This window comes from Arthrobacter globiformis (assembly GCF_030817195.1).
Lineage (GTDB): Bacteria > Actinomycetota > Actinomycetes > Actinomycetales > Micrococcaceae > Arthrobacter > Arthrobacter globiformis_D.
Genome location: NZ_JAUSYZ010000001.1, coordinates 2,425,464 through 2,446,714, shown reverse-complemented (window position 1 = coordinate 2,446,714; position 21,251 = coordinate 2,425,464). Strand labels below are relative to the sequence as shown.

General features: G+C 61.0%; 21 protein-coding genes. 8 read left to right on the top strand and 13 right to left on the bottom strand.

Annotated elements, in window-relative coordinates; all coding sequences use genetic code 11:
* The first annotated feature begins 94 nt into the window (after positions 1-94).
* Positions 95-877 (top strand): HpcH/HpaI aldolase family protein, encoded by a 783-nt coding sequence (locus tag QF036_RS11000; protein WP_307101730.1) that lies wholly within the window; start codon positions 95-97, stop codon positions 875-877.
* 666 nt (positions 878-1,543) lie between these two features.
* Here QF036_RS11000 and QF036_RS10995 read toward each other — a convergent pair.
* Both QF036_RS10995 and QF036_RS10990 read right to left on the bottom strand, forming a co-directional pair.
* Positions 1,544-2,836: a glutamate-cysteine ligase family protein gene (locus tag QF036_RS10995; protein WP_307101728.1), complete on the bottom strand. Its 1,293-nt coding sequence runs from the start codon at positions 2,834-2,836 to the stop codon at positions 1,544-1,546.
* Positions 2,837-2,935: 99 nt separating this feature from the next.
* Positions 2,936-3,349 (bottom strand): GFA family protein, encoded by a 414-nt coding sequence (locus QF036_RS10990; protein WP_307101726.1) that lies wholly within the window; start codon positions 3,347-3,349, stop codon positions 2,936-2,938.
* A 218-nt stretch (positions 3,350-3,567) separates the two neighbouring features.
* Between QF036_RS10990 and QF036_RS10985 the strand changes: the two genes are divergently transcribed.
* The 4 genes from QF036_RS10985 (at position 3,568) to QF036_RS25285 (ending at position 5,996) form a co-directional block, all read left to right on the top strand.
* Entirely contained in the window at positions 3,568-5,034 is a 1,467-nt protein-coding gene (locus QF036_RS10985; RefSeq protein ID WP_307101724.1) for an aldehyde dehydrogenase family protein, read from the top strand.
* Positions 5,035-5,102: 68 nt separating this feature from the next.
* Positions 5,103-5,489 (top strand): nuclear transport factor 2 family protein, encoded by a 387-nt coding sequence (locus tag QF036_RS10980; protein WP_307101722.1) that lies wholly within the window; start codon positions 5,103-5,105, stop codon positions 5,487-5,489.
* A 111-nt stretch (positions 5,490-5,600) separates the two neighbouring features.
* The gene (locus QF036_RS10975; RefSeq protein WP_307101720.1) at positions 5,601-5,783 is read left to right on the top strand and encodes a hypothetical protein; all 183 of its coding nucleotides are present in this window, start codon (positions 5,601-5,603) and stop codon (positions 5,781-5,783) included.
* Entirely contained in the window at positions 5,784-5,996 is a 213-nt protein-coding gene (locus QF036_RS25285) for an MFS transporter (RefSeq protein ID WP_373460129.1), read from the top strand. It begins immediately after the preceding gene.
* A gap of 284 nt (positions 5,997-6,280) precedes the next feature.
* On the opposite strand, the gene QF036_RS10970 is transcribed toward QF036_RS25285, so the two are convergent.
* Positions 6,281-6,460, bottom strand: a complete 180-nt coding sequence (locus tag QF036_RS10970) for a hypothetical protein (protein ID WP_307101719.1) — start codon at positions 6,458-6,460, stop codon at positions 6,281-6,283.
* A 178-nt stretch (positions 6,461-6,638) separates the two neighbouring features.
* On the opposite strand from QF036_RS10970, the gene QF036_RS10965 reads away from it, so the two are divergent.
* Positions 6,639-6,917: an MFS transporter gene (locus tag QF036_RS10965; RefSeq protein ID WP_307101717.1), complete on the top strand. Its 279-nt coding sequence runs from the start codon at positions 6,639-6,641 to the stop codon at positions 6,915-6,917.
* 1,068 nt (positions 6,918-7,985) lie between these two features.
* Positions 7,986-8,333 (top strand): hypothetical protein, encoded by a 348-nt coding sequence (locus QF036_RS10960; protein ID WP_307101715.1) that lies wholly within the window; start codon positions 7,986-7,988, stop codon positions 8,331-8,333.
* Between the two features lie 193 nt (positions 8,334-8,526).
* Here QF036_RS10960 and QF036_RS10955 read toward each other — a convergent pair whose 3' ends face one another.
* The 4 genes from QF036_RS10955 to QF036_RS10940 form a co-directional block, all read right to left on the bottom strand.
* Entirely contained in the window at positions 8,527-9,990 is a 1,464-nt protein-coding gene (locus tag QF036_RS10955; RefSeq protein ID WP_307101713.1) for an amidase, read from the bottom strand.
* Between the two features lie 65 nt (positions 9,991-10,055).
* Positions 10,056-11,069 (bottom strand): ABC transporter permease, encoded by a 1,014-nt coding sequence (locus tag QF036_RS10950; RefSeq protein WP_307101711.1) that lies wholly within the window; start codon positions 11,067-11,069, stop codon positions 10,056-10,058.
* Positions 11,066-12,610, bottom strand: coding sequence for a sugar ABC transporter ATP-binding protein (locus QF036_RS10945; protein ID WP_307101709.1), 1,545 nt, complete (start codon positions 12,608-12,610; stop codon positions 11,066-11,068). Before QF036_RS10945 ends, QF036_RS10950 begins: the two co-directional genes overlap by 4 nt.
* Before the next feature lie 5 nt (positions 12,611-12,615).
* Positions 12,616-13,611, bottom strand: a complete 996-nt coding sequence (locus QF036_RS10940; protein ID WP_307101707.1) for a sugar ABC transporter substrate-binding protein — start codon at positions 13,609-13,611, stop codon at positions 12,616-12,618.
* A gap of 237 nt (positions 13,612-13,848) precedes the next feature.
* Between QF036_RS10940 and QF036_RS10935 the strand changes: the two genes are divergently transcribed.
* Positions 13,849-14,535, top strand: coding sequence for a response regulator transcription factor (locus QF036_RS10935; protein WP_307101705.1), 687 nt, complete (start codon positions 13,849-13,851; stop codon positions 14,533-14,535).
* A gap of 83 nt (positions 14,536-14,618) precedes the next feature.
* Here QF036_RS10935 and QF036_RS10930 read toward each other — a convergent pair whose 3' ends face one another.
* From QF036_RS10930 to QF036_RS10905, 6 genes are all read right to left on the bottom strand, one after another.
* Positions 14,619-15,932 (bottom strand): MFS transporter, encoded by a 1,314-nt coding sequence (locus QF036_RS10930; protein WP_307101704.1) that lies wholly within the window; start codon positions 15,930-15,932, stop codon positions 14,619-14,621.
* A gap of 115 nt (positions 15,933-16,047) precedes the next feature.
* Complete coding sequence (locus tag QF036_RS10925; RefSeq protein ID WP_307101702.1) at positions 16,048-17,541, bottom strand: NAD-dependent succinate-semialdehyde dehydrogenase; 1,494 nt, start codon at positions 17,539-17,541, stop codon at positions 16,048-16,050.
* Positions 17,534-18,451, bottom strand: a complete 918-nt coding sequence (locus QF036_RS10920; protein ID WP_307101700.1) for an alpha/beta fold hydrolase — start codon at positions 18,449-18,451, stop codon at positions 17,534-17,536. Before QF036_RS10920 ends, QF036_RS10925 begins: the two co-directional genes overlap by 8 nt.
* Positions 18,438-18,848 (bottom strand): hypothetical protein, encoded by a 411-nt coding sequence (locus tag QF036_RS10915; RefSeq protein WP_307101699.1) that lies wholly within the window; start codon positions 18,846-18,848, stop codon positions 18,438-18,440. The genes QF036_RS10920 and QF036_RS10915 overlap by 14 nt, the downstream gene beginning before the upstream one ends.
* Before the next feature lie 80 nt (positions 18,849-18,928).
* Positions 18,929-20,254: an MFS transporter gene (locus tag QF036_RS10910; RefSeq protein WP_307101697.1), complete on the bottom strand. Its 1,326-nt coding sequence runs from the start codon at positions 20,252-20,254 to the stop codon at positions 18,929-18,931.
* 209 nt (positions 20,255-20,463) lie between these two features.
* Complete coding sequence (locus tag QF036_RS10905) at positions 20,464-21,141, bottom strand: GntR family transcriptional regulator (RefSeq protein WP_307101696.1); 678 nt, start codon at positions 21,139-21,141, stop codon at positions 20,464-20,466.
* Positions 21,142-21,251: the final 110 nt, after the last annotated feature.

The following is a 21,251-nucleotide window of genomic DNA, read 5'->3' as shown; positions in this document are numbered from 1 at the left end:
AGGCAAAAGCCTTAGGGGAACCGGTGCGAAATACAGTTACGGCGCCAGACCGTCTGCTTTGCACAGAGTGCCCTGCGACGTGAAGACTGTGGTGATGAACGATTCCCGCGCCCTGCCCGCCTTGCCCGCACTGACTGCGCGGAGCACGGGTGTGTGGTGCATGGATTCAACGCCAAACATGGTCCATCTCCTGGCGAGGTCCGGTTTTGACTGGGTGTGTCTCGATGCCCAGCACGGAACGTTTGGCCGGGCCGAGGTCACCGCGGCTGCAACCGGCTATCCCGGCGGTGATGCGGCCGGGTTTGTCGTGCGGGTGCCCGGCGTTGACCCGAGCTGGATCGGTTTTGCCCTGGACGCAGGGGCCGCCGGGATCATAGTTCCCCAGATTGAATCCCGGGCAGACGCTGAGGCCACCGTTGAAGCCGCATATTATCCGCCCATGGGTAACCGGAGCTGGGGGCCCATGGCGGCGCTCTCCGGGCAACCCGTACCTACCGCAGCAGAGGCCAACAGCACCATCCGCTGCGCCGTCATGATCGAATCAGCACTGGCCCTCCAGAACGTCGCTGACATCGCCTCCGTGCCAGGTGTGGACATGCTGTTCGTCGGTCCCTACGACCTTTCGTTGTCCCTGGGCACAACCGTCACCGAACTCCTTGACGACACCGACGCATCCTCCCCGCTCCGGGTCATCGTTGCCGCCGCGGCCGCGGCAGGAAGCGAGGTGGGCGTCTATGCCGGCAACCCGGAAAACGCCGAACGCTTCCGCGAGCTCGGGTTTGAATGCGTCGTCCCGGCCAGCGACACCGCGCTCCTCCAAGCAGGAATCCAAACCATCCTGCGATCATCATTGCCAGAACAGCCGCGGACCTACTGACGCCGCGAAGGTAAGGCTCAGGTGACTGCGGAGTTGGTCAGATGTCCTCTTCGCCTGTGGACGGAATTTCCTGGTAGACGGCCGGGGCCTCAAGCCCTGCCAGGTGACCGGTCAAAGCCAACAGCTCCTGACGGAACCTGTCCCAAGCCAAACAAGGCCTCTCGGGTAAGGTTTCGGGTTTTCAAGCAGAACGCATGGGCCCCACCGATGACTAGCCCATCCGGGAGAAACTACGCCGCCAGTGACGTCAATCTCTCCGAAGTGGGGCCAGAAATAACCGTCCTACCGGGGCCAAATAGCGTTGACATATTCACAGGTCGGCAAAACTCTTCTCTCCCAAGCTGCCGAGAACGTCATGGAACACCTCCATGGAATTGCGGGGAAACGCACGCCTGACCGCGATGAACGCGGCCACAGCCATCCCACAACTCGCCATCAGCCAGAACTGGTCCGCCCTCTCGGCCGGTCAGCATGTCAACGTGACGGAGCAAGTTGGCGAGCCCTATCAGGCGGACTTGGTTGAGTTGACGGAGGACAAGGGCGTGATCCGGGTAATCACAGAATTCACGTTCCACGTTCCATCGCAGGGCGTTCGACTGCCGCGAAGGCGTTGTCATTGCACCACCCGGCTAGCTTTGTTGCGCGCCGGCTTCAGGCCCCTATTATCTAGCCATCAAGAGTGCAGCAACCCTGATCGCGGGTTGCCCATGCGGATGGATGGTCATCTGCTGGTGAGAGACCACGGAGCGTCCACTTTTCCGCATACTCCTCAATGAGGCGGGCAAGGCCTACAGTCGCTTTGTCCAGCCTCAACCTGTCGGCGGCCAGCGCCAACAATTGCGTCGCTCGATTGGCCACGGCAGGATCCTCGAGTCCAAACCGGGCTGCAGCTTCCCAGTCAGGGGACGCGGCGCAGATGCCTTTGGCCTGATCTGTGGTGGCAGGATCAGAGATGAGCGCAGCGACCACGGCGGCAGGCACCGCCCACCAGCAACCGGGCTGTGCATCCAGGTATCTGACCTCAAAGTAGCCTTTGGGCCGAACGTGGGGAAATAGCGTACTCAGGTGCTGCTGCAGGTCCTCAACGGTGGCCGGCTGCCGATCGGGAACTGCGGAAGTCCCCATCGATAGCCATTCCCGGAACGTCAGCCCGGCAGGGGCCCGCCAATCACCCTTCGACCGGCGAACCATCATCAAAGGTGCGTCCAGGGCCCATAGGGCATACTCAGCGCTGGGATCGTGAGCCGCGTTGCCATGCGGAATACCCGTTCGGGCCGGGTCGAGACTTAGCCAGGCGGCAAGTCGCGTGCTCTTCCAGCCGCTCCGTCGTCCAGTGATCCAGGAGGAGTTTGCAAACGTCGCGACGAGCACGGGGCCCATCGAATACAGGAGCTGCCAGCGCTCACGGATTTCGACATCATTGGCACCCGCCTCGACGTTGACCTGCACCGACGCGGTCGAGCACATCATGGTTGGGCCGGCGGGAGCCCACGGTTCGAAATATTGCTCCATGGCGGCGTAGCGGGGGGCCTGGGTAATCCGCTTCGGTTCCCTGTAGGGGGCAACGCCGGCGCCAACCAGGGAGGCTCCGAGAACGGAGGCCCGCTCCCGGAGCAGTTCCAGGCTGTCGTGGACGGAGCGTATGACTTGCTGGAGGTTCGCTTCCGGGCGCGAGCTGAGCTCAAGCTGCCCGCCGGGTTCAAGCGTCAGACTTCCTGCCACGTCCACGTGGCGCAGTTCCGAGAACAGACGCCGGTAGTTATCCTCCGGAAAGGGAAGCTCAAGGGATGAATCTCCGACGCGGCCCACAAGGAGTTCGAGTTCAAGGCCGATTCGTCCTTCGGGGCCGGGCGCGAAGCAAGAGCGTTGGATCCATTCCTCGGCAGCGGCTACCGTCAGGGGCCCTTCTGGAAAACTGATGGAGTTGTGCGTGCTGAGGGGGATGTCGGTGGAAGTCACGTTCACTGGGTCCTTTCAAGAAGAAAAGGTTGGGTGGGCCGCCCGCATCTGCCGGCCACACCCAACCCCTAGGTTGCGCGCAACAGCACGCGAGCCTGCTCAGGAAGGAATGTCGCCGTCGTATCGCTCCGCACCGGGGAAGGGGGCAACCCATGGTTGGGCGGACCGGCACCAGACCTCGACGGTCGGCTTGAGCCACGAGGTGTCGTTCAGCGTTCCCGCCTTAACGAAGGCCAGACCAGGCATTGCGTCGATCCGGCCGACGATGGGCGAGCCGCACTCTCCGCAGAACGTGCGGTTGGTATTGGTTTTGTGTTCTTCGCCGACTGTTATGAAGGTTTTCACTGACTCGCCGGTAATCGTCAGCTTGTCGTCGTCGACGCCGACGACCAGGGAGTATGCGCCGCCCGTCTGGCGCTGGCAATCTGTGCAGTGGCAGACCGCAGTGAACTTCGGTTCGCCGCCGATCTTGTAGGTGACCTCGCCGCAAAGGCATTGTCCGTCGAGTTTCATCTTGTGCTCCTTGTTCTTCAGTGGAAAGGGAGAGGGGTGGACTGGACTACCGGTGAGTGGTGTCCATCACAGCCTAATATGAAACATTATCTTATTTCATAATCTTGCGACAGACCTTGATCTCCCGACAGGCTGCCTCTAAAGTGAAACATGAATCTGTTTCAGACTTCTTCCACCCGCACATCCGACAAGACACGCAGCACGACAGGAGAGAGTACATGGGAGTATCCATCAAGGAAGGTACGAGCGCGATCAAGCCCGCAGACTTCAACGGGCAGTACGGACTGCTTATTGACGGCGAAATCGTCTCGACGGAAGAGAGCTTCGACGTCTTCAATCCCGCCAACAACAAAGTTCTGGCGAGCGCACCGCAAGGCACGCGGGAACATATGGAACGGGCCATCGGCGCGGCGAAGAGGGCTTTCCCGGCCTGGTCAGCGCTGTCCCCGGACGAGCGCGAAGAGATCATCGTTGAGTTCTTCGAGGCGTTGGAAGCTCAGAAGGATGAATTCATCACCCTGCTCTCACTCGAGCAGGGGAAGCCTCGCCACAACCAGGCCACTTTTGAAGTCAACCTCGCCAACCCTTGGATTCCGAACACTGCAAAGTCCAGGCTAGAGAATAAGGTCCTCGAAGAAGACGACGACCGCCGCGTGGAACTTCGTCGTTCCCCGCTCGGAGTCGTGGGTGCAATCATCCCGTGGAACTACCCCTACCTCCACGTCCTCTGGAAGACCGTTCCGGCGCTGATCACCGGCAACACCGTCGTCCTGAAGCCTTCGCCATACACGCCACTCTGCGCGCTGCGGATTGGCGAATTGGCCGCACAGATCTTCCCGCCTGGCGTGTTCAACATTGTGACTGGCGGCAACGAACTGGGTCAGATCCTGACCGAAAGCCCGGACGTTGGAATGATCACCTTCACAGGCTCAACGGCAACAGGCACCAAAATCATGGCCTCGGCCGCCGGCACCATCAAGCGAGTGACCCTGGAGCTCGGTGGCAACGATCCTGCCATCCTCCTTCCGGATGCTGACTGGCAGAGCGCCGTTCCGCAGGTGTTCAACGCGGCCTTCGGAAACTCCGGCCAGTGGTGCATCGCGGCCAAGCGCATTTACGTCCACCGTTCCTTCCATGAAGACTTCGTCAAGGCTTTTGTGGCGTACGCCAAGACGCAGAAGGTCGGCGATGGAATGGATGCCACCAGCGATCTCGGCCCAATCAACAACCGGATGCAGTATGACAAGCTTCGCGACCTCTTCGAGGACACCCGCCGCAACGGATACGACGTTCCGCTGGGTGGCACCATCGACGAGTCCCTGGACGGCAACTTCGTGCCCGTCACGATCGTGAACAACCCTCCGGAAGACAGCCGTATCGTCCAGGAGGAACCGTTCGGCCCGATCGTGCCGGTCCTCGTGTACGACGACGTTGATGACGTCATCGAGCGTGCGAACGCGACCGTGTTCGGCCTCGGCGCCACCGTTTGGGGCCGCGACCAGGAGCGCGCCCTTGAGGTCGCCGAGCGCCTCGAGTCCGGCAACGTCTGGATCAACCAGGGACAGAGCCACCCGGACCACGCCCCGTTCGGCGGCCACAAGCAGTCCGGCCTGAGTGTCGAACACGGCGACGAAGGGCTCGCCTCCCATACCAACAACAAGACTGTCGTTATTCGTAAGCGCTAGCGGCACCTTTTCCACACATAAGCAACCCCAGGGATGTCTTCCGACATCCGACGAGCAAAGGAGAAACCATGCCCAAGAACCTCAAGGTCGTCCCCACGGAGGAATACGACCAGATCGTCGCGACCGTCCAGAAGTACGTCGAAGGCCTGCGGGTCGGCAGCCCGGAAGGTGTCGCCGAAGCCTTCCACGACGATGCCACCATGTACGGCTTCACCAACGGCCAGCTTCTGGGTGGCCCCATCAAGAACCTCTACGACTTCGTCGCCGAGAACGGGACCGCTCCCGACGTCAAGACGCGAGTGGACATCATCGGCATCACGCAGACTACCGCCGTCGTAAAGGTCGACATGGAAAACGACGCCATTGGTGCCGACTACACCGACTTCCACACCCTGCTGAAGCAGGACGGCGAGTGGAAGATCATCGCCAAGGTGTACCACCAGTACGAAGCCTAGGCCAAGGCTTGGACGGAGGGGAGGCTCGCACATTGCGGGCCTCCCCTCCGCGTGACCGCCGGCATGCTCGCGTCGAGCATGCCGGTGGAATTTACCCCTGCAGGAGGCCCAGTGACTATCTCGACCGAGAGCCCTACTCGCTCAGCAGCACGGCCGGCAACCGCTCTCGCCGTTGCCATGCTGGGCTTCTTCCTCATCTCACTTGATGCTCAGATCGTGAACGTGGCACTCCCCGATATCCACCAGAACCTGGGCGGCGGGCTCACGGGCCTCCAATGGGTCCTGACCGGATAGATGCTCACATTCTCGGCGTTCCAGCTCTTCAGTGGGACCCTGTCAGACCGTGTAGGGGCTCGTCGCGCATTCGGAGTCGGCGTTTGCGTGTTTATGGGAGCGTCAGCCGCCTGCGGTCTGGCGCCGTCATTGCCTTTTCTCGTTGCAGGGCGCATCCTGCAGGGCCCTGGGGGCGGCCATGATTACCCCGAGCTCACTTTCATTGATTCGTGAGGCATACCCCGAAGTCATTGAGCGCGGGCGAGCCATCGTCCGCTGGGCACTGGGCGGTTCGCTCGCCACTGCCGCCGGCCCAGTCGTTGGCGGAGCCCATGCGGAGTCGATTGGCGTCTCATATTCAGCATTAACATTCCAGTGGGAGTACTTGCCCGGCCCTTCTGGCACGTGTCCCGAAATCCGGACGACGGCCCGGACTCTTCGACTGGACAGGGCAGGTCGCTGCCATGATCGCACTCGGTGGATTGACGTTCGGCATTTATTGAAGGGGCGGACCACGGCTACGGCGATGACCAGGTCCTGGCATCCTTTGCTTTGGCCGCCATTGGCACCTTGGTTTTCGTCACTGCGCAGATCCGCGGCCGGTCCCCCATGATCCCGCTGCGGCTGTTCGGATCGTCCACGGTCGCCATCGGCGTCAGTATTGCGTTCGTGAATATGGCCGCGTTCTGCAGCGTCATTTTTCCTTCAAAGCCTGTATTTCCAGCAGCAACGAAGCATGGATTCCCTAGCCACAGGGCTGCTTTTCCTCCCAATGAGCGTGCTTGTTGTCGTCCTCAATCCAGTGGTGGTGCGATCGGTGGAACACTTCGGCAAAGGGCAGACTATAGTCGGCGGACAGACCTGCGTGGCGGCGGCTTGGCGGGCCTTAGCTTCCTCCCGCTTGACGCGCCGATCATCGCGGTTGCCCTGCTGATGATCCCCGTCGGCGTCGGTGGCTCCTTCACGGTTCCGCCACTCACGGCCCTCATCATGGAGCACATCCCTGCCGACCGTGCCGGCATCGCAGGCGGCGTGCTCAACACCGCACGGCAGACGGGCGGGGCCATCGGCGTCGCCGCCTTCGGTGCCGTCATCAGCCTCAGACCGACTTCGTCAGCGGACTCCACCTCGACTTCCGGATCACCGCCGTCCTAGTGCTCCTTGCAGGATTTTCACTGCTGCTGTTCCGACAGACCGCCGGACCCCATCGGGCTGCATAAAGCCTGCCATGGACCGGAGGAAACGAAGAGGGGACTGACTTTGGAAATACAGCGAACGGCGGCACCCTTCACCGGTGATATCGCCTATGTGCTGGCACCTGTGTAATGCCAGATCGGACGAAGAGTGTGTCGGTGACGGTCGAAAACTGAGCCATTCTGACGGCTTGGCGTCTAGCGGTGGTTGAAAACTGAGCCACCCGTTCCAAACGATTGGGTGGGTGATCACAGTGGAGAATGTGGGTGATCACAGTGGAGAATTGGGCGCTGATTCGGCGGTTGCATCTTGCCGAGGGTGGGTCGATAGCGGCGTGGCTGGGCATCTCTAGAAATACGGTTGCCAGAGCGGTCAGCGCTGAGAGCCCGCCGACGTATGTTCGGGCGACTGGAACTCCGGGATCAAAGCCGTGTGGCCGGTCATACGGGCGCTGCTGAGGGAGAACCCACGGATGCCCGCGACGGTGTTCGCGGAGCGCGTGGGCTGGTCCGGGTCCCCGGCATGGTTCCGGGAGAACGTGGCCAGGATCCGGCCGGAGTATGCCCGGCGGATCCCATATCCACGGTCAGGTCCCCGATGACTTTCTTTGCAGGGGAATGCCGGCTAAGGCAGGGGCGAGTTTGTGGTCCTCGACATCCCCTTCCAGCGCTTCGAAAAGTATGTACTTCCTGACGGGTCCTCGAACCCATCGCTCAAAGAGCGTCGCCGCACTCGATTCCGCCGTAAATCGGGCATCCCAGACCTTGAGCATGCATCGGGCCAATTTCGGCCATCTGCGACGCGATAGAACGCTCGGGCAAGAGAGCGCAAGTTTCCCCGTGCACGGAGCTCACCTAAAACTGCAATATTGTCGCGGTGAACGTCCCCGGGTTCGATCGCCGGCCCGGCCGTGACCCGCCCATTCCTGGCTTATCGCGCAAGAGCCCTGGACGGACAATGAGGCAGTCGACGTCGGTACGGATCACGTTGTATTCTCAGTCGTTCTGCATGTCGGCCTGCAGGTGGCACATGGTTGCCGCCCCGTATGACAGTCTCCGCAATGGCTGGGCCACAGTAAAGTTCGATTCACCCTTCGCCTATCTTGCGATGATCGCCGGCCGCCACGGCTGTACTGGATGCTGGTTGCTGACGCGGCAGTGTCCCCCGCTTGCGCCGCCGCTATCGGAGTGGCGTCGAACGCGCAACGTCTACGCTCTCGCCAAGAATAACTTCCTGCCGCTGGCTCTAAAGGTCGATGCGAAGTGGGCGCTCCCCCGCCGGGCACTCATTGTCAACTACGTGACTGGACTGACCTTCCTGCTTCAAATGCTCAGCGGCACGCGTTCATCGGCATCATCGGCCTTCTCGGCGCATTAGCTTCGGCATCGTATCCATCTCAGCAGGAGTATTCGCAAGGCTGGATTCACAACCATGGCCACCAGGATCCGCACTGGAGGAGAGCCTGACGGAACCTGTCCTCGCGAGCCACTGACACTATTCACTACGGTGTTCCTGGCGTTCCAAGTGGAGCGCCAGGAACACCATTGGTCTAGGATGTCTGGGGGCCACGTCAGACTGGAAGCGCTCCGGAAACCATCTCATCCTGAATAGGGGCTGGACGCCGTTGTGCCCAAGGCCGAACACTCTCGAACGCTGCTGCTGCCCGCAATACGTTCGCGTCAGAGTGGAATCCGCCCGCAATGTGCAGACCAACGGGAAGACCTTGAGAGGTGAATCCGGCCGGCACCGTAATCGAAGGCGTAGTCAACATGTTGAAGGGGTACGTCAACAGCCAGCCAAGGATCTGTTCTCGAAGGGGTTTGCCCTCAAGCCACTTCGGGGTGAACTGGTCAAGGGGGAACGCCGAAGATGACAACGTAGGAGACACCAACAGGTCAAAACCTGACATGAACTCCCTGAACGTAGTCCACATCTGGCCGCGGGAGAGATCGGCGCGGCCCTTGTCGACTCCCGTGAGACCCTTGCACTCTCTCATGATCTCGATCAGATTGTCGTCTACCTGCCCTTTCAATCGCGGCCAGTCGAGCAGATCGGTTTGGCTCGCAAAACCAGGCAGCCAAACACCATTCCACATGGTTTCCTGGACGCCCTCCCATGCGGGAGTGGCCTCCTGGACGATGGCTCCGAGCTCCTCGAAAGCTTCCATGGCAGCCCCGCAGATCGCCGCAACTTCCGGGTCGACGTAACCGAGGCCAAGGTCGGGTGACCACGCAACCCGCCAACCGGCGATCGGCTTCTTGATCTCTTCCGTGAAGTCCACGTCGATCCGGGGCAGGCTCGTCGGGTCCTCGTCATCAGGACCTGCCATCACATTGAGCATGAGCGCCGCGTCAGCCACCGTCCGGGCAATGGGACCATGGTAGATCCAGCTGTAATACCGACCTCCGAGAATTGTCTGCGGGATAAGGCCGTGCGTTGGTTTCATGCCGACGACGCCGCACATGGCGGCTGGAATTCGAACTGATCCTGCTCCGTCACTTCCCTCGGCAATCGGCCCTAGCCCTGCGGCGACCGCGGCTGCCCCGCCGCCGCTGGATCCCCCGGCTGAATATCCATGCTTCCAGGGGTTATGCGTGGCTCCATAGAGGTGGCTGTCGGTCCCGCCGTAGTAGCCACCTTCTGGCATGTTGGTCTTTCCAAGAAACAGCCCGCCGGCAGCCTTGAGCCTCCTGACGACCGCAGCATCGTGCGTAGCCACGGTGTTCTTCAGCGGAAGGTAACCATACGTTGCCGGCAGACCTCTCATCGCTGTTAATTCCTTGATGGAAAAAGGCACCCCGTGGAGTGGCCCCAGGTTGGCTCCCGATTCAGCCTCCTTTTCGAGCCGATGGGCATCCTGGAGGACCTGCCCTTCATCGAATGCCACGTAGGCATTGAGTCGCGGATTCAGATCCTTAATCCGTCCGGTCATGGATTCGGCAATATCAACGGGCGACAATTCTCGTTGACGGACCTTCTCGCTCATATGGGTTGCGCTCATCCAAGGGATGTCGTCAACCATCTCCTGTGTCATGGTTCTCTCCTATCTAATGGCTTTTATCCCGAGGATCATCACGGAATCAGGTGTTTGATGAGATGTCATTTGGTCCGATGGACCCAGTAACGAACAGCTTCGAGACCAGCAGCAAGGACGAGGACACTTCCCGTCACTATCCCCGCGATCTCCGGACCCAGGTTGAGCAGTGTCAGCCCGTTCTTGAGGACAGCAATGAGCCACACACCAAGAACGACACGAAGTATGCTCCCGCGGCCACCGTTGAAGGGGATACCGCCCAGCAGGACGGCTGTCAGAACCGTCACCTCGAAACCGACGCCGAGTGTGCCGGAGGGTGCACTGTCGAGCCGGGCAACCTGCAAGACACCAGCTAGTCCGGCCGCCAGCCCTAGCACTATGTAGAGAAGAACCGTTATGCGTTTGACAGGAATGCCAACCAGGTAGGACGCTCGAGAGTTCACACCGATCGCGACGATCTTGCGTCCGATCGGAAGCCGGTTCATAGTCAGCAGGGCAATTCCAATTACCAGGAGAGCGGCGACTCCCAGGTATGACACTCCGAACAGTGCTCCGTTGCCCAGCACGTTCACATCCTCCGGAAATCCGTACAAGGAATCCGGGGCCAGATACTGAGCGATTCCCCTTGTTGCTGCGAGCATCCCGAGCGTTACCACCAACGGAGACAAATTGAGCCAGCCGATCAGGATTCCGTTAATGACTCCGATCGCAGTTCCTACAGCGAGGCCAGCCATGAGGCCTGGCGCAAGGCCGGCGCTCAGGAATGTCAGACCCGAGCAAACCCCTGCCAAGGCCAGGGTCGACCCGACGGAGAGGTCTACGAACCCGGCCATGAGGAGGACGGCAGCGACTACGGCCACTATGAAGGTGGGACCATTCTGCGTTAGAACGGCGAGGAGATTACCCGGCGTCAGGAACGATTTCGTCGCGACGGTGAAATACAACATGAGCCCCATGGTCGCAACTGGCATGAACCAATTTATGCCGTGCAATACAAATCTCTTGGCCGTTCGACTGGCACGCTTGGCCGTTGGGCTCCCATTTGAGGGGCTTACTGCCACGGATTCTAGTATTGTCACTTTGACTTTCCTTCCACTCCATCGAAACTGCCATGGGCAGCCGATAGTAGGTAATTTTCGGTGATGTCCTGTGCGGGAATTTCAGTGGGAACGCCATCCACCAGAATGAATACCCGGTCGGCGAGGGCGAGCAGTTCCTCGGGTTCGCTCGACGCAAAGATCACGCAGCGTGAGGCATGGGATGCAAAGTCGCGCAGCAAATCATAGATTTCATGACGCGAGCCGATATCAACACCTTGCGTCGGTTCGTCGAGAAGCAGAACTGATGTCTTTCCCAGATCTGCAGTCCAACGTCCAACAACTAGCTTTTGGGCGTTTCCGCCTGAGAACGAATCCGCGGCAGTTCCCGGAGCTTGTGGGCTCAGCTTGATCCTCTTGGCAATTCCGGTGAATGCGGCACGTTCCCGAGCCCGGCTGCGGAATCCATTCGAAAGCTGGCCATAGTGGGGTAGCAGCACGTTCTCCTCTGCGGTCATACTGCCAAACAGTGATTGCACTTTTCGATCCGCTGCAACCAATGACACGCCCCCTTTCGAAGCCTTGGCAACGGAGGCGGTGTCGAGGGTGCGGCCTGACAGGCGGACCGATCCGCCGGTGGCTCGTCGCACGCCGGCGAGAGACTCCAGAAGGTTCGTCCTTCCTGATCCGAGCAGACCAAACACACCAACGATCTCTCCCGCGTGGACTGTTGTCGTGAATGGCCCCGTAAACGAACATTGGAATTCCGTGAGGCGCAACAGCGGTTCTCCTCGAGTGCGGGCGCCTTTCACCTTGGACAGCGAGCTCCCAGGGGAAATGCCGTCGACAAGGTCTTTCAGTCCCAGATCCTGGCGGTCACGGGTCCAATGGACCTGGCCGTCGCGGAGTACAGTCACGGCATCGGCAACCTGGAGCACTTCATTCAGAAGGTGCGTTACATAGATGACAGTGAGTCCCCGGGTCTCGGCCAGCCGTCGTACCAGTCGAATTAGGGCAGCGACCTCGTGGGGCCCCAGAGCCGCCGTTGGCTCATCCAGAATCAGCAGATCGGGCTTTCTGCGCAGGGCACGCGCGATCTCGACGATTTGCTGCTCGCCCACCGATAGTGACCCCACCAGTGTTCGAGGACTGATCTCCACGTCCAGTGAATCGAGTATGCTCGCTGCCGCCCTCTCCTGCCCGCGCGTATCCACACCACCCATCGCATTCCGGAGCTCCTGCCCCAGAAATATGTTGTCTGCGACAGTTAGTGAACCGATTAGTTGAAAATGCTGGTAGATGATCGCGCATCCTGCTTTGAATGCTCGTGTCGGGGTCAGCCCTTGGTAGCTGCGGCCGCCGATGACGATCTCTCCGGCATCAGGCTGGGTGGCTCCGCTGAGGCAGCCCAAAAGCGTGGACTTCCCGGCGCCATTCGCTCCAAGGAGAGCGTGCACGGTTCCGGCGGGGACATTCATTTCGATCCCCCGGAGGACGTGGTTGGTGCCGAACGATTTTTGAATTCCTGATAGCTGTAGACCGTAAGCCACATCGGGACGGCCTTGGTCATGATCCGGCGTCATGGGTTTCAGCCTTTGCGCTCAAAGTTTGAAATCAGATCGGCTAGGAGTTTCGGGTCGTCTGCCTTGGCCAGAACGGTCGGCGTTACCTGATTGGGCTCGCCCTGGCCTGTGACAGCAGCCACGGCGGCGTCCACGATCGAAGCCGCGAGAGCGTCCATCGGGATCGCAGAACTAGCCCGGTACATGCCGCCTTGCTTAACAGCTGCGAGTCCTTCGGGGGATCCGTCCTGACCCGCGATGTAGACGGCCGAAGGGTCCACGCCGGCGTTCTTGAACGCTTTCATGGCACCAATGGCGGATTCGTCGCTTAGCCCGACAAAGATGCGGAGATCGGGGTGCTCACGCAGGGCGTCCTCGGCGATTTGCAGTCCGCATGCCTGATCGGTGCAATTCTGCTCCGACACGACTTTGATACCGGCCGCCTCGATGGCTTTGATGGGAAGCTCGTACCGCGGCCGCGACGGGGGCAGGGTAGTTAGCGTGGTGACGGCCGCGGTGGCTCCGCCATTGGGATAGTTCTTTTTGATCCAGGCAGTCACGTCTTCCGCGATTTGCTGCCCTTGGAGTTTGTTGTCAAACCCCACGCTGCCGTTCTGGCCGTCCATGCTGGTGAGATAGGTCAGCCACTTGGTGCCCTGGCTCTGGGCTTGTCGCTGGAGGCCGGCGAACGCCGTAGAGTCGACGGGCCAGAGCACGATGGCGTCAACCTTCTGCGTCACCCAGCTCTCAACGGTGGCCCGCTGGCTCTCAAGCTTCATGCCTGTCGTGCTGTCGAGGAGCAGCTCGACACAGCCAACCTTCGTGGCGTGGTCTTTGGCAAGCGACTTGAGGGCTTTGATCACCTCAGCTTCACCGATGGGGTGGCTGAAGCCGATGGTGTAGGTGTGCTCGCAATCTGCATTGGACGCGCTTGACGCCGATCCGCTGCAACCTGAGAGCGCAACAGTGGACGCAAGTGCCGCCGTGGCAACGCACGCAATGAGGGCTGGTTTGAACTGCATACTGCTCCTGTAAACCTGAAGTAAGAAACGGAGATGGGAGCGATCCTTTCGGAACGTAGAGCCAGCTTAGGAAGCGGATCCTCTGGCCGGTATCGGGTATTTCACGTATATTTGGATGCACCCCGCACACGTTTTGGCACAGCTCGTGCAGGAAATGAGCCCAAGACCAGGGCAGCAGGTCGGCACTCAATAACCACCCGGATTCACATGTAAACGCCACGAAATTTGGAGGCCAGCGTGGACCTCGCCTCCGGGATACTTCTCCTTCGAGACCTTCAGAGCGACGACGCGATTCGTCGGCGGGTGGCCTATTTCGACCTCGTGCGACGCGAGAGCAGTGCGGAGGCCATTCTTCTTACGTACGTGGACCCCGTTTCAAAGGCCCACGTTCCCATCGGTAGCGTGGGCTACCGGGACGTCGTCGTCGACTACATAACCCACGACCTGTTGATCAACGACCTTGACGCCCGCCGTGCGTTGCTGGATCCGTCCACAATTTACACCTGGGACAACCTTCCCGGGTTCCGGGCATCAGGCCCTGCCCTCGACCATTTTGTACCGGAGGGCTTCGCGAACGGGATTACGATGTCTTTGCGCGAAAAGGGAAGGATCGTGGGGACGTGTAACCTCAGCACTGACAAGCCAAGTTGGAGCGAGCCCACGGCGCAGATGCTGACTGTCCTCCGCCCCGTTCTCGCCGACATGGTGGAGCGTGTGAGGCAAAGCCGTAGCCTGGGGCTCACACCCCGTGAGCTCGAAATCCTGAGTCTCGTCAAGGACGGGCTAACCGACTCTCAGATTGCAGCTGAGCTGTGTCTATCCCCCCGGACCGTATCCACCCACATGGAGAACGTGCGGGGCAAGCTCACCGCGTCAACCCGAACCCGGGCAGTCATCCTTGCCATGGAACTCGGACTCATCTAGACGGTTAAATGCCAGTGGCCGGAGCACAACGGACTTCCCGCATTACGCGAGGATCCTGTGCTCCGGCAGACGGCTGGAAAATCTTAACCGGCGTGGATGTCCCGTTTGAACGTCTCGGGCAACCACTTAATGAGGATCGGGGTAGCGATCAAGGCAATTACTGCCATGTACCAGGCGGCCGACGCCGATGTCCCGGTGGAACTAGCGAGGGCTGCGGCGATCAGCGGGCCCGGACCCGCGACAAGGGCGAGACCCAGATTGTAACCCAAGGCGCTGCCACTTGATCGGGTTGAGGCCGGGAACAGCTCCACCAGCAGAACCACGTTTGTGACGCTGCACAGCGCCTGGCAGGCTCCGAAGAGGATTAGGCCGGCAACAATCGCGAATCCGTTTCCGGTACCCATAAGTATGAAGGATGGGATGGCCAGCACAACGAAGCCGACAGTGCCGATGATGTTCAGGCTGCGTCGGCCGAAACGATCAGACAGGATGCCTGCCAGTGGGCACATCAGCAGGTAGATGAACAAGCCCGCCCCGCTAAGTGTCAGAGCCGACGCGCGGTCCAGGCCCAGGGATGTTGTCAGGTGGTTGTTCATGTAGGTGGCCAGATAGTAGATGCCCAGGCCAGAGACGCTGGAGAACGCAAAAGTGATGATGATCGGTTTGAGGCCCTTTGTGCCTGCTTTGGCGAGCGGGGAGTCCGCCACGCGTTCTTCCGACTTCAGTCCTTCGAATACCGGGGTGTCGCCGAGCTTCATGCGGATATACAACCCCGCTAAGGACATGGGCGCGGCAAGCAGGAAGGGTAGCCGCCAGCCCCAACCAGACAGGTCCTCAGGCGACAGCGCTGAACTGAGACCGAGCGCAACGAAGCTTCCCACGATGAACGCCAGGGCGGCCGTTCCGGAGATCAGGCTCGCGTAAAGGCCGCGCCTGTTGTTGGGTGCACTCTCCACGAGGTAGGCGGCGGAGCCACTCCATTCACCGCCTGCTGCAATGCCCTGCACGCAGCGGAGCAGGACCAGCAGGATCGGCGCGAGGAGGCCGGCGACGGCGTACGTGGGAAGTAGTCCCATGACGGTCGTGGCGCCTCCCATAAGGAGAACGGACCAAACCAGGGCCGCCTTTCGGCCGTGCTTGTCGCCGATTGGGCCCAGGATGAAGGCACCCAAAGGCCGCATGATGAATCCCACGGCAAAAACCGCAAATGCGCTCAGCAGGGACAGGATGGGCGTGCTTTCAGGAAAGAAGAGCTTCCCGATGATGCTGGCAAAGAATCCATAGACAGCGAAATCGAACCATTCCATGAAGTTGCCGATTCCAACCGCGAGGGCAGTCCTGCGGCGCGTTGCCGGCGATAATTCTGTGGCGGTGGTGAGGGTTGTTGCGCTCTGCATTGAGTCGAACTCTCTCTGTTGGTGGCGGTTTGTGGCATGGAATGGCCCCCGCCCCTGTTGCGAGCTAAGGGCGGGGGCCAAGTCTGAAGCCGGCGACCGGATAACCGGCCAAGGGTTATTCCGCGTACGGGTCGGGAATGCCGATGTACTGTGCGGTGGTGTATTCGGCGAGGCCTTCAGCGCCACCTTCCCTGCCCAGGCCGGACTGCTTGACGCCGCCGAAGGGGGCTGCCGCGTTGGAGATGACGCCGGCGTTGAAACCGACCATGCCGAACTCGATTTGCTCGGCGACGCGGAGCATCCGGGCGTGGTCACGGGTAAAGAGATACGACGCCAGCCCGTACTCGGAGGCGTTGGCCAAGCGGATGGCTTCGTCTTCGGTGCGGAAGGTTGTCACGGGTGCGACCGGACCGAAGATCTCGCTCCTCAGGATCGTGGCGTCGTGTGGCACGTTGGTGAGCACTGTGGGGGCGTAGAAGTAGCCCACACCGTCGAGCGGTGCGCCGCCGGTAGCGACGGTCGCGCCCTGTTCCACTGCTTCGGTGACGAGGGCGTGGATGTCCTTGCGCGCGCCGCCGTCAATGACGGGCCCGACGGCGGTACCAGGGTCAGTGCCGCGGCCCAGGGTCAGCGCGCCCATGGCGGCGGCGAACTTCGCGGTGAATTCCTCCGTCACGGTTTCGTGTACCAGGAATCGGTTGGCCGCCGTGCACGCTTCGCCCATGTTGCGCATCTTGGCCGCCATGGCGCCCTGCACGGCTTTGTCCAGGTCTGCGTCGTCGAACACGATGAACGGGGCGTTGCCGCCGAGTTCCATGGAGGTCCTTAGCACGTTCTGTGACGCATCCGCGAGCAGGCGGCGACCCACGGGCGTCGAACCGGTGAACGAGACCTTCCGCAGCCGCGAGTCCTTCATCAGCGGTCCGGAAATCGCAGACGCGGAAGAGGACGGGACGACGTTCAGCACGCCGGCCGGGAGTCCGGCCTCCTGCATGACTTGCGCGAACAGGAGCGACGTAAGCGGGGTGAACTTGGCGGGCTTGAGCACCAAGGTGCACCCGGCGGCTATGGCGGGGGCGACCTTGCGGGTGGCCATCGCGAGCGGGAAGTTCCACGGCGTGATCAGCAGGCAGGGACCTACAGGCTTGCGCTGGACGAGAATCTTGTTCTTGCCCTCGGGGGTGGTGAGGTAGCGGCCGTAGTCACGGACGGTTTCCTCGGAGAACCAGCGCAGGAATTCCGCACCGTAGGTCACCTCGCCGCGGGCTTCGGCCAGCGGCTTGCCCATTTCCAGGGTCATCAGCAGCGCGAAGTCCTCAGCGCGCTCGGTCACCAGGTCAAAGCCGCGGCGCAGGATCTCCGCCCGCACCCGCGGTGCCGTCCGCGCCCAGGATGCCTGGACGGCGTCGGCCGCGTCCAAAGCGGCCATAGCATCGGAGCTAGTGGCGTCCGCGATCTCCAGGAGCGTCTTGCCTGTTGCGGGGTCCTCGACGGCGAACGTCCCGCCTCCGCTAGCGTCGCGCCACTCGCCGTTGATCAGCAGGCCAGTGGGAATGGTTGAGAGCAGCAGCCGCTCAAGTTCGGGTGTCACAGTGGCCGTCTCAGGCATTGCGCGTTCCTTCCAGGGCAAAAGAGTCGAGTTCGCTGCCGTCGACAACAGGATGGAGTTCGTCAAGGATGGGCAGCAGGTGGGTCTTGAACAAGGGGTAGTTCTCGGCCATCGGGAAGTGTCCGATGTCCTTCATGGCGCCGCCCTTGGCTCCCGGGATTTCGGCGAGAGCGTCTGCGGTATCGGCTGGCGTGCAGGCGTGGTCGTATTCTCCGGTGAGCAGGTAGACGGGGCAGGCCTCGGTGTCGATCTCGTGACCTCTCCCCCGCAGGTCCAGGTCCTGGGAGTAGAAGTAGGTGTCTCCGCGGTAGATTCCGGGGCCACCCTGGCTGTAGATCCACCACACCTCGCGGCGTGAGACCTCAGGGCTCTGCGGTGCCATGAGGCTGGACGTCCAGGTGGGTACGGACTGCTGGGCGTTAACATCAGGGCGCAGGGACCAGTCCTGGAAGCGCCCGTTAACTTTGAGCGCCCCCGACAGACCAATGACTGCACCGATCTCGTCAGCGTGCCGGCGGGCGAGTTCAAGCACGAGCGAACCGGCCATGGAGCATCCGATAACGGTGGGCTGCTCGATGTTCAATGCCGCCGCGAAATCACGGACCACGGCGACGTAGGCATCAGCGGTCAGCAAGTATTCTTCTTCCCACCATCCTTCGGGTGGGAGGGACCTGCCGTGCCAGGGAAGATCGAAGGCCACTACCCGGAAACGGCTGGTGATCTCCGGATCATTTAGCAGGTGCCGAAACTGCCGCGAATCTGCGCCCGCCGTATGCAGGCACAGCAGCACCGGCCCAGCGCCGGCTTCTTCGAAGTAGATGCGCTGGCCGCGGCCTGACGAGCGCAGGTTCACATAGCGGCCAACGACTTCTTCGATCATGACCGCTGGGGTGGTCTCAGTGCTGGACATGAAGGGCCTTTCCGAGGTCCACGAGTCGTGCGAGGACCCTCAGGTTGCGAACAAGTTCGACGTCGGAACCGCCCACAGTGACGTCGGGGCTGTTTTTTGCGAGGGCGAGCAGGTCATGGTGTTGCGGTTTTGGCTGAGGATCGAACACCTGCGCCCAGCCGGCCTGCGTAGCCGAGAGGACAATATGGTCCCGGGGTAAATCCTTCCAGGGGGCGGGCACAAGAGTGGCTTCGCTGAAGTTCAGTGCCACGCGCCAGTTTCCCGGTGAGACAGCATCTATCCAAAAGTCGCTGTACTTGCCGATGATCTGGGTCTCGCGATCAGCCTGCACCGCGTTGGCGAGATGGGTGAACCAGAAGTCCGAAATGACGAGGGACGTGTTTGTAGTTGAAGTCATGAACAACTTTCTGCGTTCGGGCAGCGGACTGAGGGTGGTCAAGCCGGGAACGGATGCCCCCGTTTGCCATAGGAGATCGCTCAGATCGTCAGTTCGTCCACACGGGCGGTGGCATTGCCACTCTTGTGCCGGACGGTCCTGGCGGTGGCGATGGCTATGAAGCCAAGCACTGCGGAGATCACCATGTACCACGCAACCGCGCTGCTGGACTGGTACTGCTGAATGAGCAGGGTCGCGATGATCGGCACGGGGGCGGAGGTGACGATGCCACCGAGCTGGTAGGCAAGGGAGGTGCCCGTGTAACGCACCTCGGTGGGAAAGAGTTCGGCCGTAAACCCGGAGATCACTCCGTACGAGACGCCATGGAGAATCGGAAGGGCGATGACGAGGGCAGCGAGGATGCCCCAGAAGGTGCCGGTGCTGAAGAGGGCGAAGACAGGGAATGCTCCGACGCCTACCAGGACGCAGCCTGTGAGCAGGACCTTCTTTTGGCTGTGCTTGTCGGCGAAAGTGGCGAAGAACGGCAGGGTGAAGACTTGGAGGGATGCCGCGATCATGAGTGCGACGAAGATCGTACCGGAGGGAATGCCGAGTTGCTTGGGGCCGTAGCTGACCAGGAACACGGTAGCGATGTAGAACGTGAAGTTCGGGGCGAAGCCACACAGGATGCCGTGCATGAGGGAGCGTTTGTGGGACTTGAACACCTCGAAAGCCGGAACCTTGGGAACCTCGTTTTTTTCCTGGATTTCCAGGAATTCCGGGGATTCCGTGACTTTGAGGCGGATCCACAAACCGACGATGACGAGCAGAACAGAGGCGATGAACGGGATGCGCCAGCCCCATGCCACCAGCTGGTCTTGAGGCATCAGGGCGATGAGGGCGAAGGTGCCGCTGGAAAGTACTGTGCCTGCAGGCACGCCGGCCTGCGGGAAGCTGGCAAAGAAGGCCCGCTTGTTGGCTGGGGCGTGCTCAAGGGACATGAGCACGGCCCCGCCCCATTCACCACCCACGGCGAAGCCTTGGAGGAAGCGGCAGACCACTAACAGAATGGGTGCCCAGATGCCGATCGTGGCGTAGTTCGGAAGGAGGCCTACCACCAGCGTTCCGAGGCCCATGCACAGTACCGACCAGACGAGCATCTTCTTGCGGCCAATCCGGTCGCCGAAATGGCCGAAGAACGCGCCGCCGAAAGGGCGGGCAATAAAAGCCACTGCAAATGTGGCAAAGGAGGCAAGCGTGCCGGCAAATGGATCCAAGGTGGGAAAGAATTGGCTGTTTAGCACCAGGACGGTGGCTGCACCAAAGATGTAGTAGTCGTACCACTCAATGGTGGTGCCGATGAAGCTGGCCATGGCGACTTTCGCCGGTGAAGGCGGCGACGCCAGTGTCGCGGGTGATGCGCCCATTACGCTCAACCTTTCAAACAGAGTGTGGGGGTCCGTCTAAGCACGGATTAACCATAAGACCGTATTACGGTGTTATGAGCTTAGAGGGTGACCCGGCCCACGTCAACGTCATGGCGGCCGGAGCCCGCATTACAAAAGCCCCGCCCTGGTCAGTTGTGAACTGGCGGGGCGGGGCTCGAGGGAAATATCTCGGGGGCCACGAGGGGGAGCTAGCCGGCGTTGAGCTTGCGCATCTCCCCCAGCGCTGCTTCGGCGGCATTCCGAACATGCTCTTCGCAGGCAGCACTGGCTTCCTGCGGGTCACGAGTCACAGCCGCGGCGGCCGTGATGCGGGTAAGTTCCGCAATTGTCATAGCTTCCCTGCCCGGGGCGGCCAGCGAAAGGTTCCGGAGCATTTGGGTGCGGGCATGCACGCTCCGTAACATTCGGGCAATCTCGGAGTTTCCCGTGCCCGCGAAGAGCACGTCGTAATATCCGTCCTTGGCGGCCAGGCGCTTTTCGGCGTCTGCGGAGACGACCGCGGCCTTAATTTCACCGAGCCGGGCGACCAGCGCCGTGCATTGTGCGTCAGTTGCACGCTGGGCAAACAGGCTCCCGGCTAGGGATTCCAAGGCTCGACGCACCTCGTAGAGGCTTTCGGCGTCATGGATGCTCAGCGTGGCAACTTCGGGACCGCGGTTCGGGACCATCGTCACAAGCCCCTCGGATTCCAACTGACGCAATGCCTCACGCACAACCGTCCTACTGACGGAATATTTCTCACACATCACCGTTTCAACGAGGCGTTCCCCGGGCGCGAATTCTTGGGCCACAATGGCGCGGCGAAGGGCGTTAACCACTTCCGTACGAAGCGGTGCTGCGGTCCTGCGTATGGCATCGATAGACATTGGCATTCCTTCTTGAGAGTGGTCACCATCATACGCGAAATGCCCTATGTGGGACTGGACACGACCATTGGTATTACTGTAATACTGGATGCACGCTTTGTGCAGCCCAC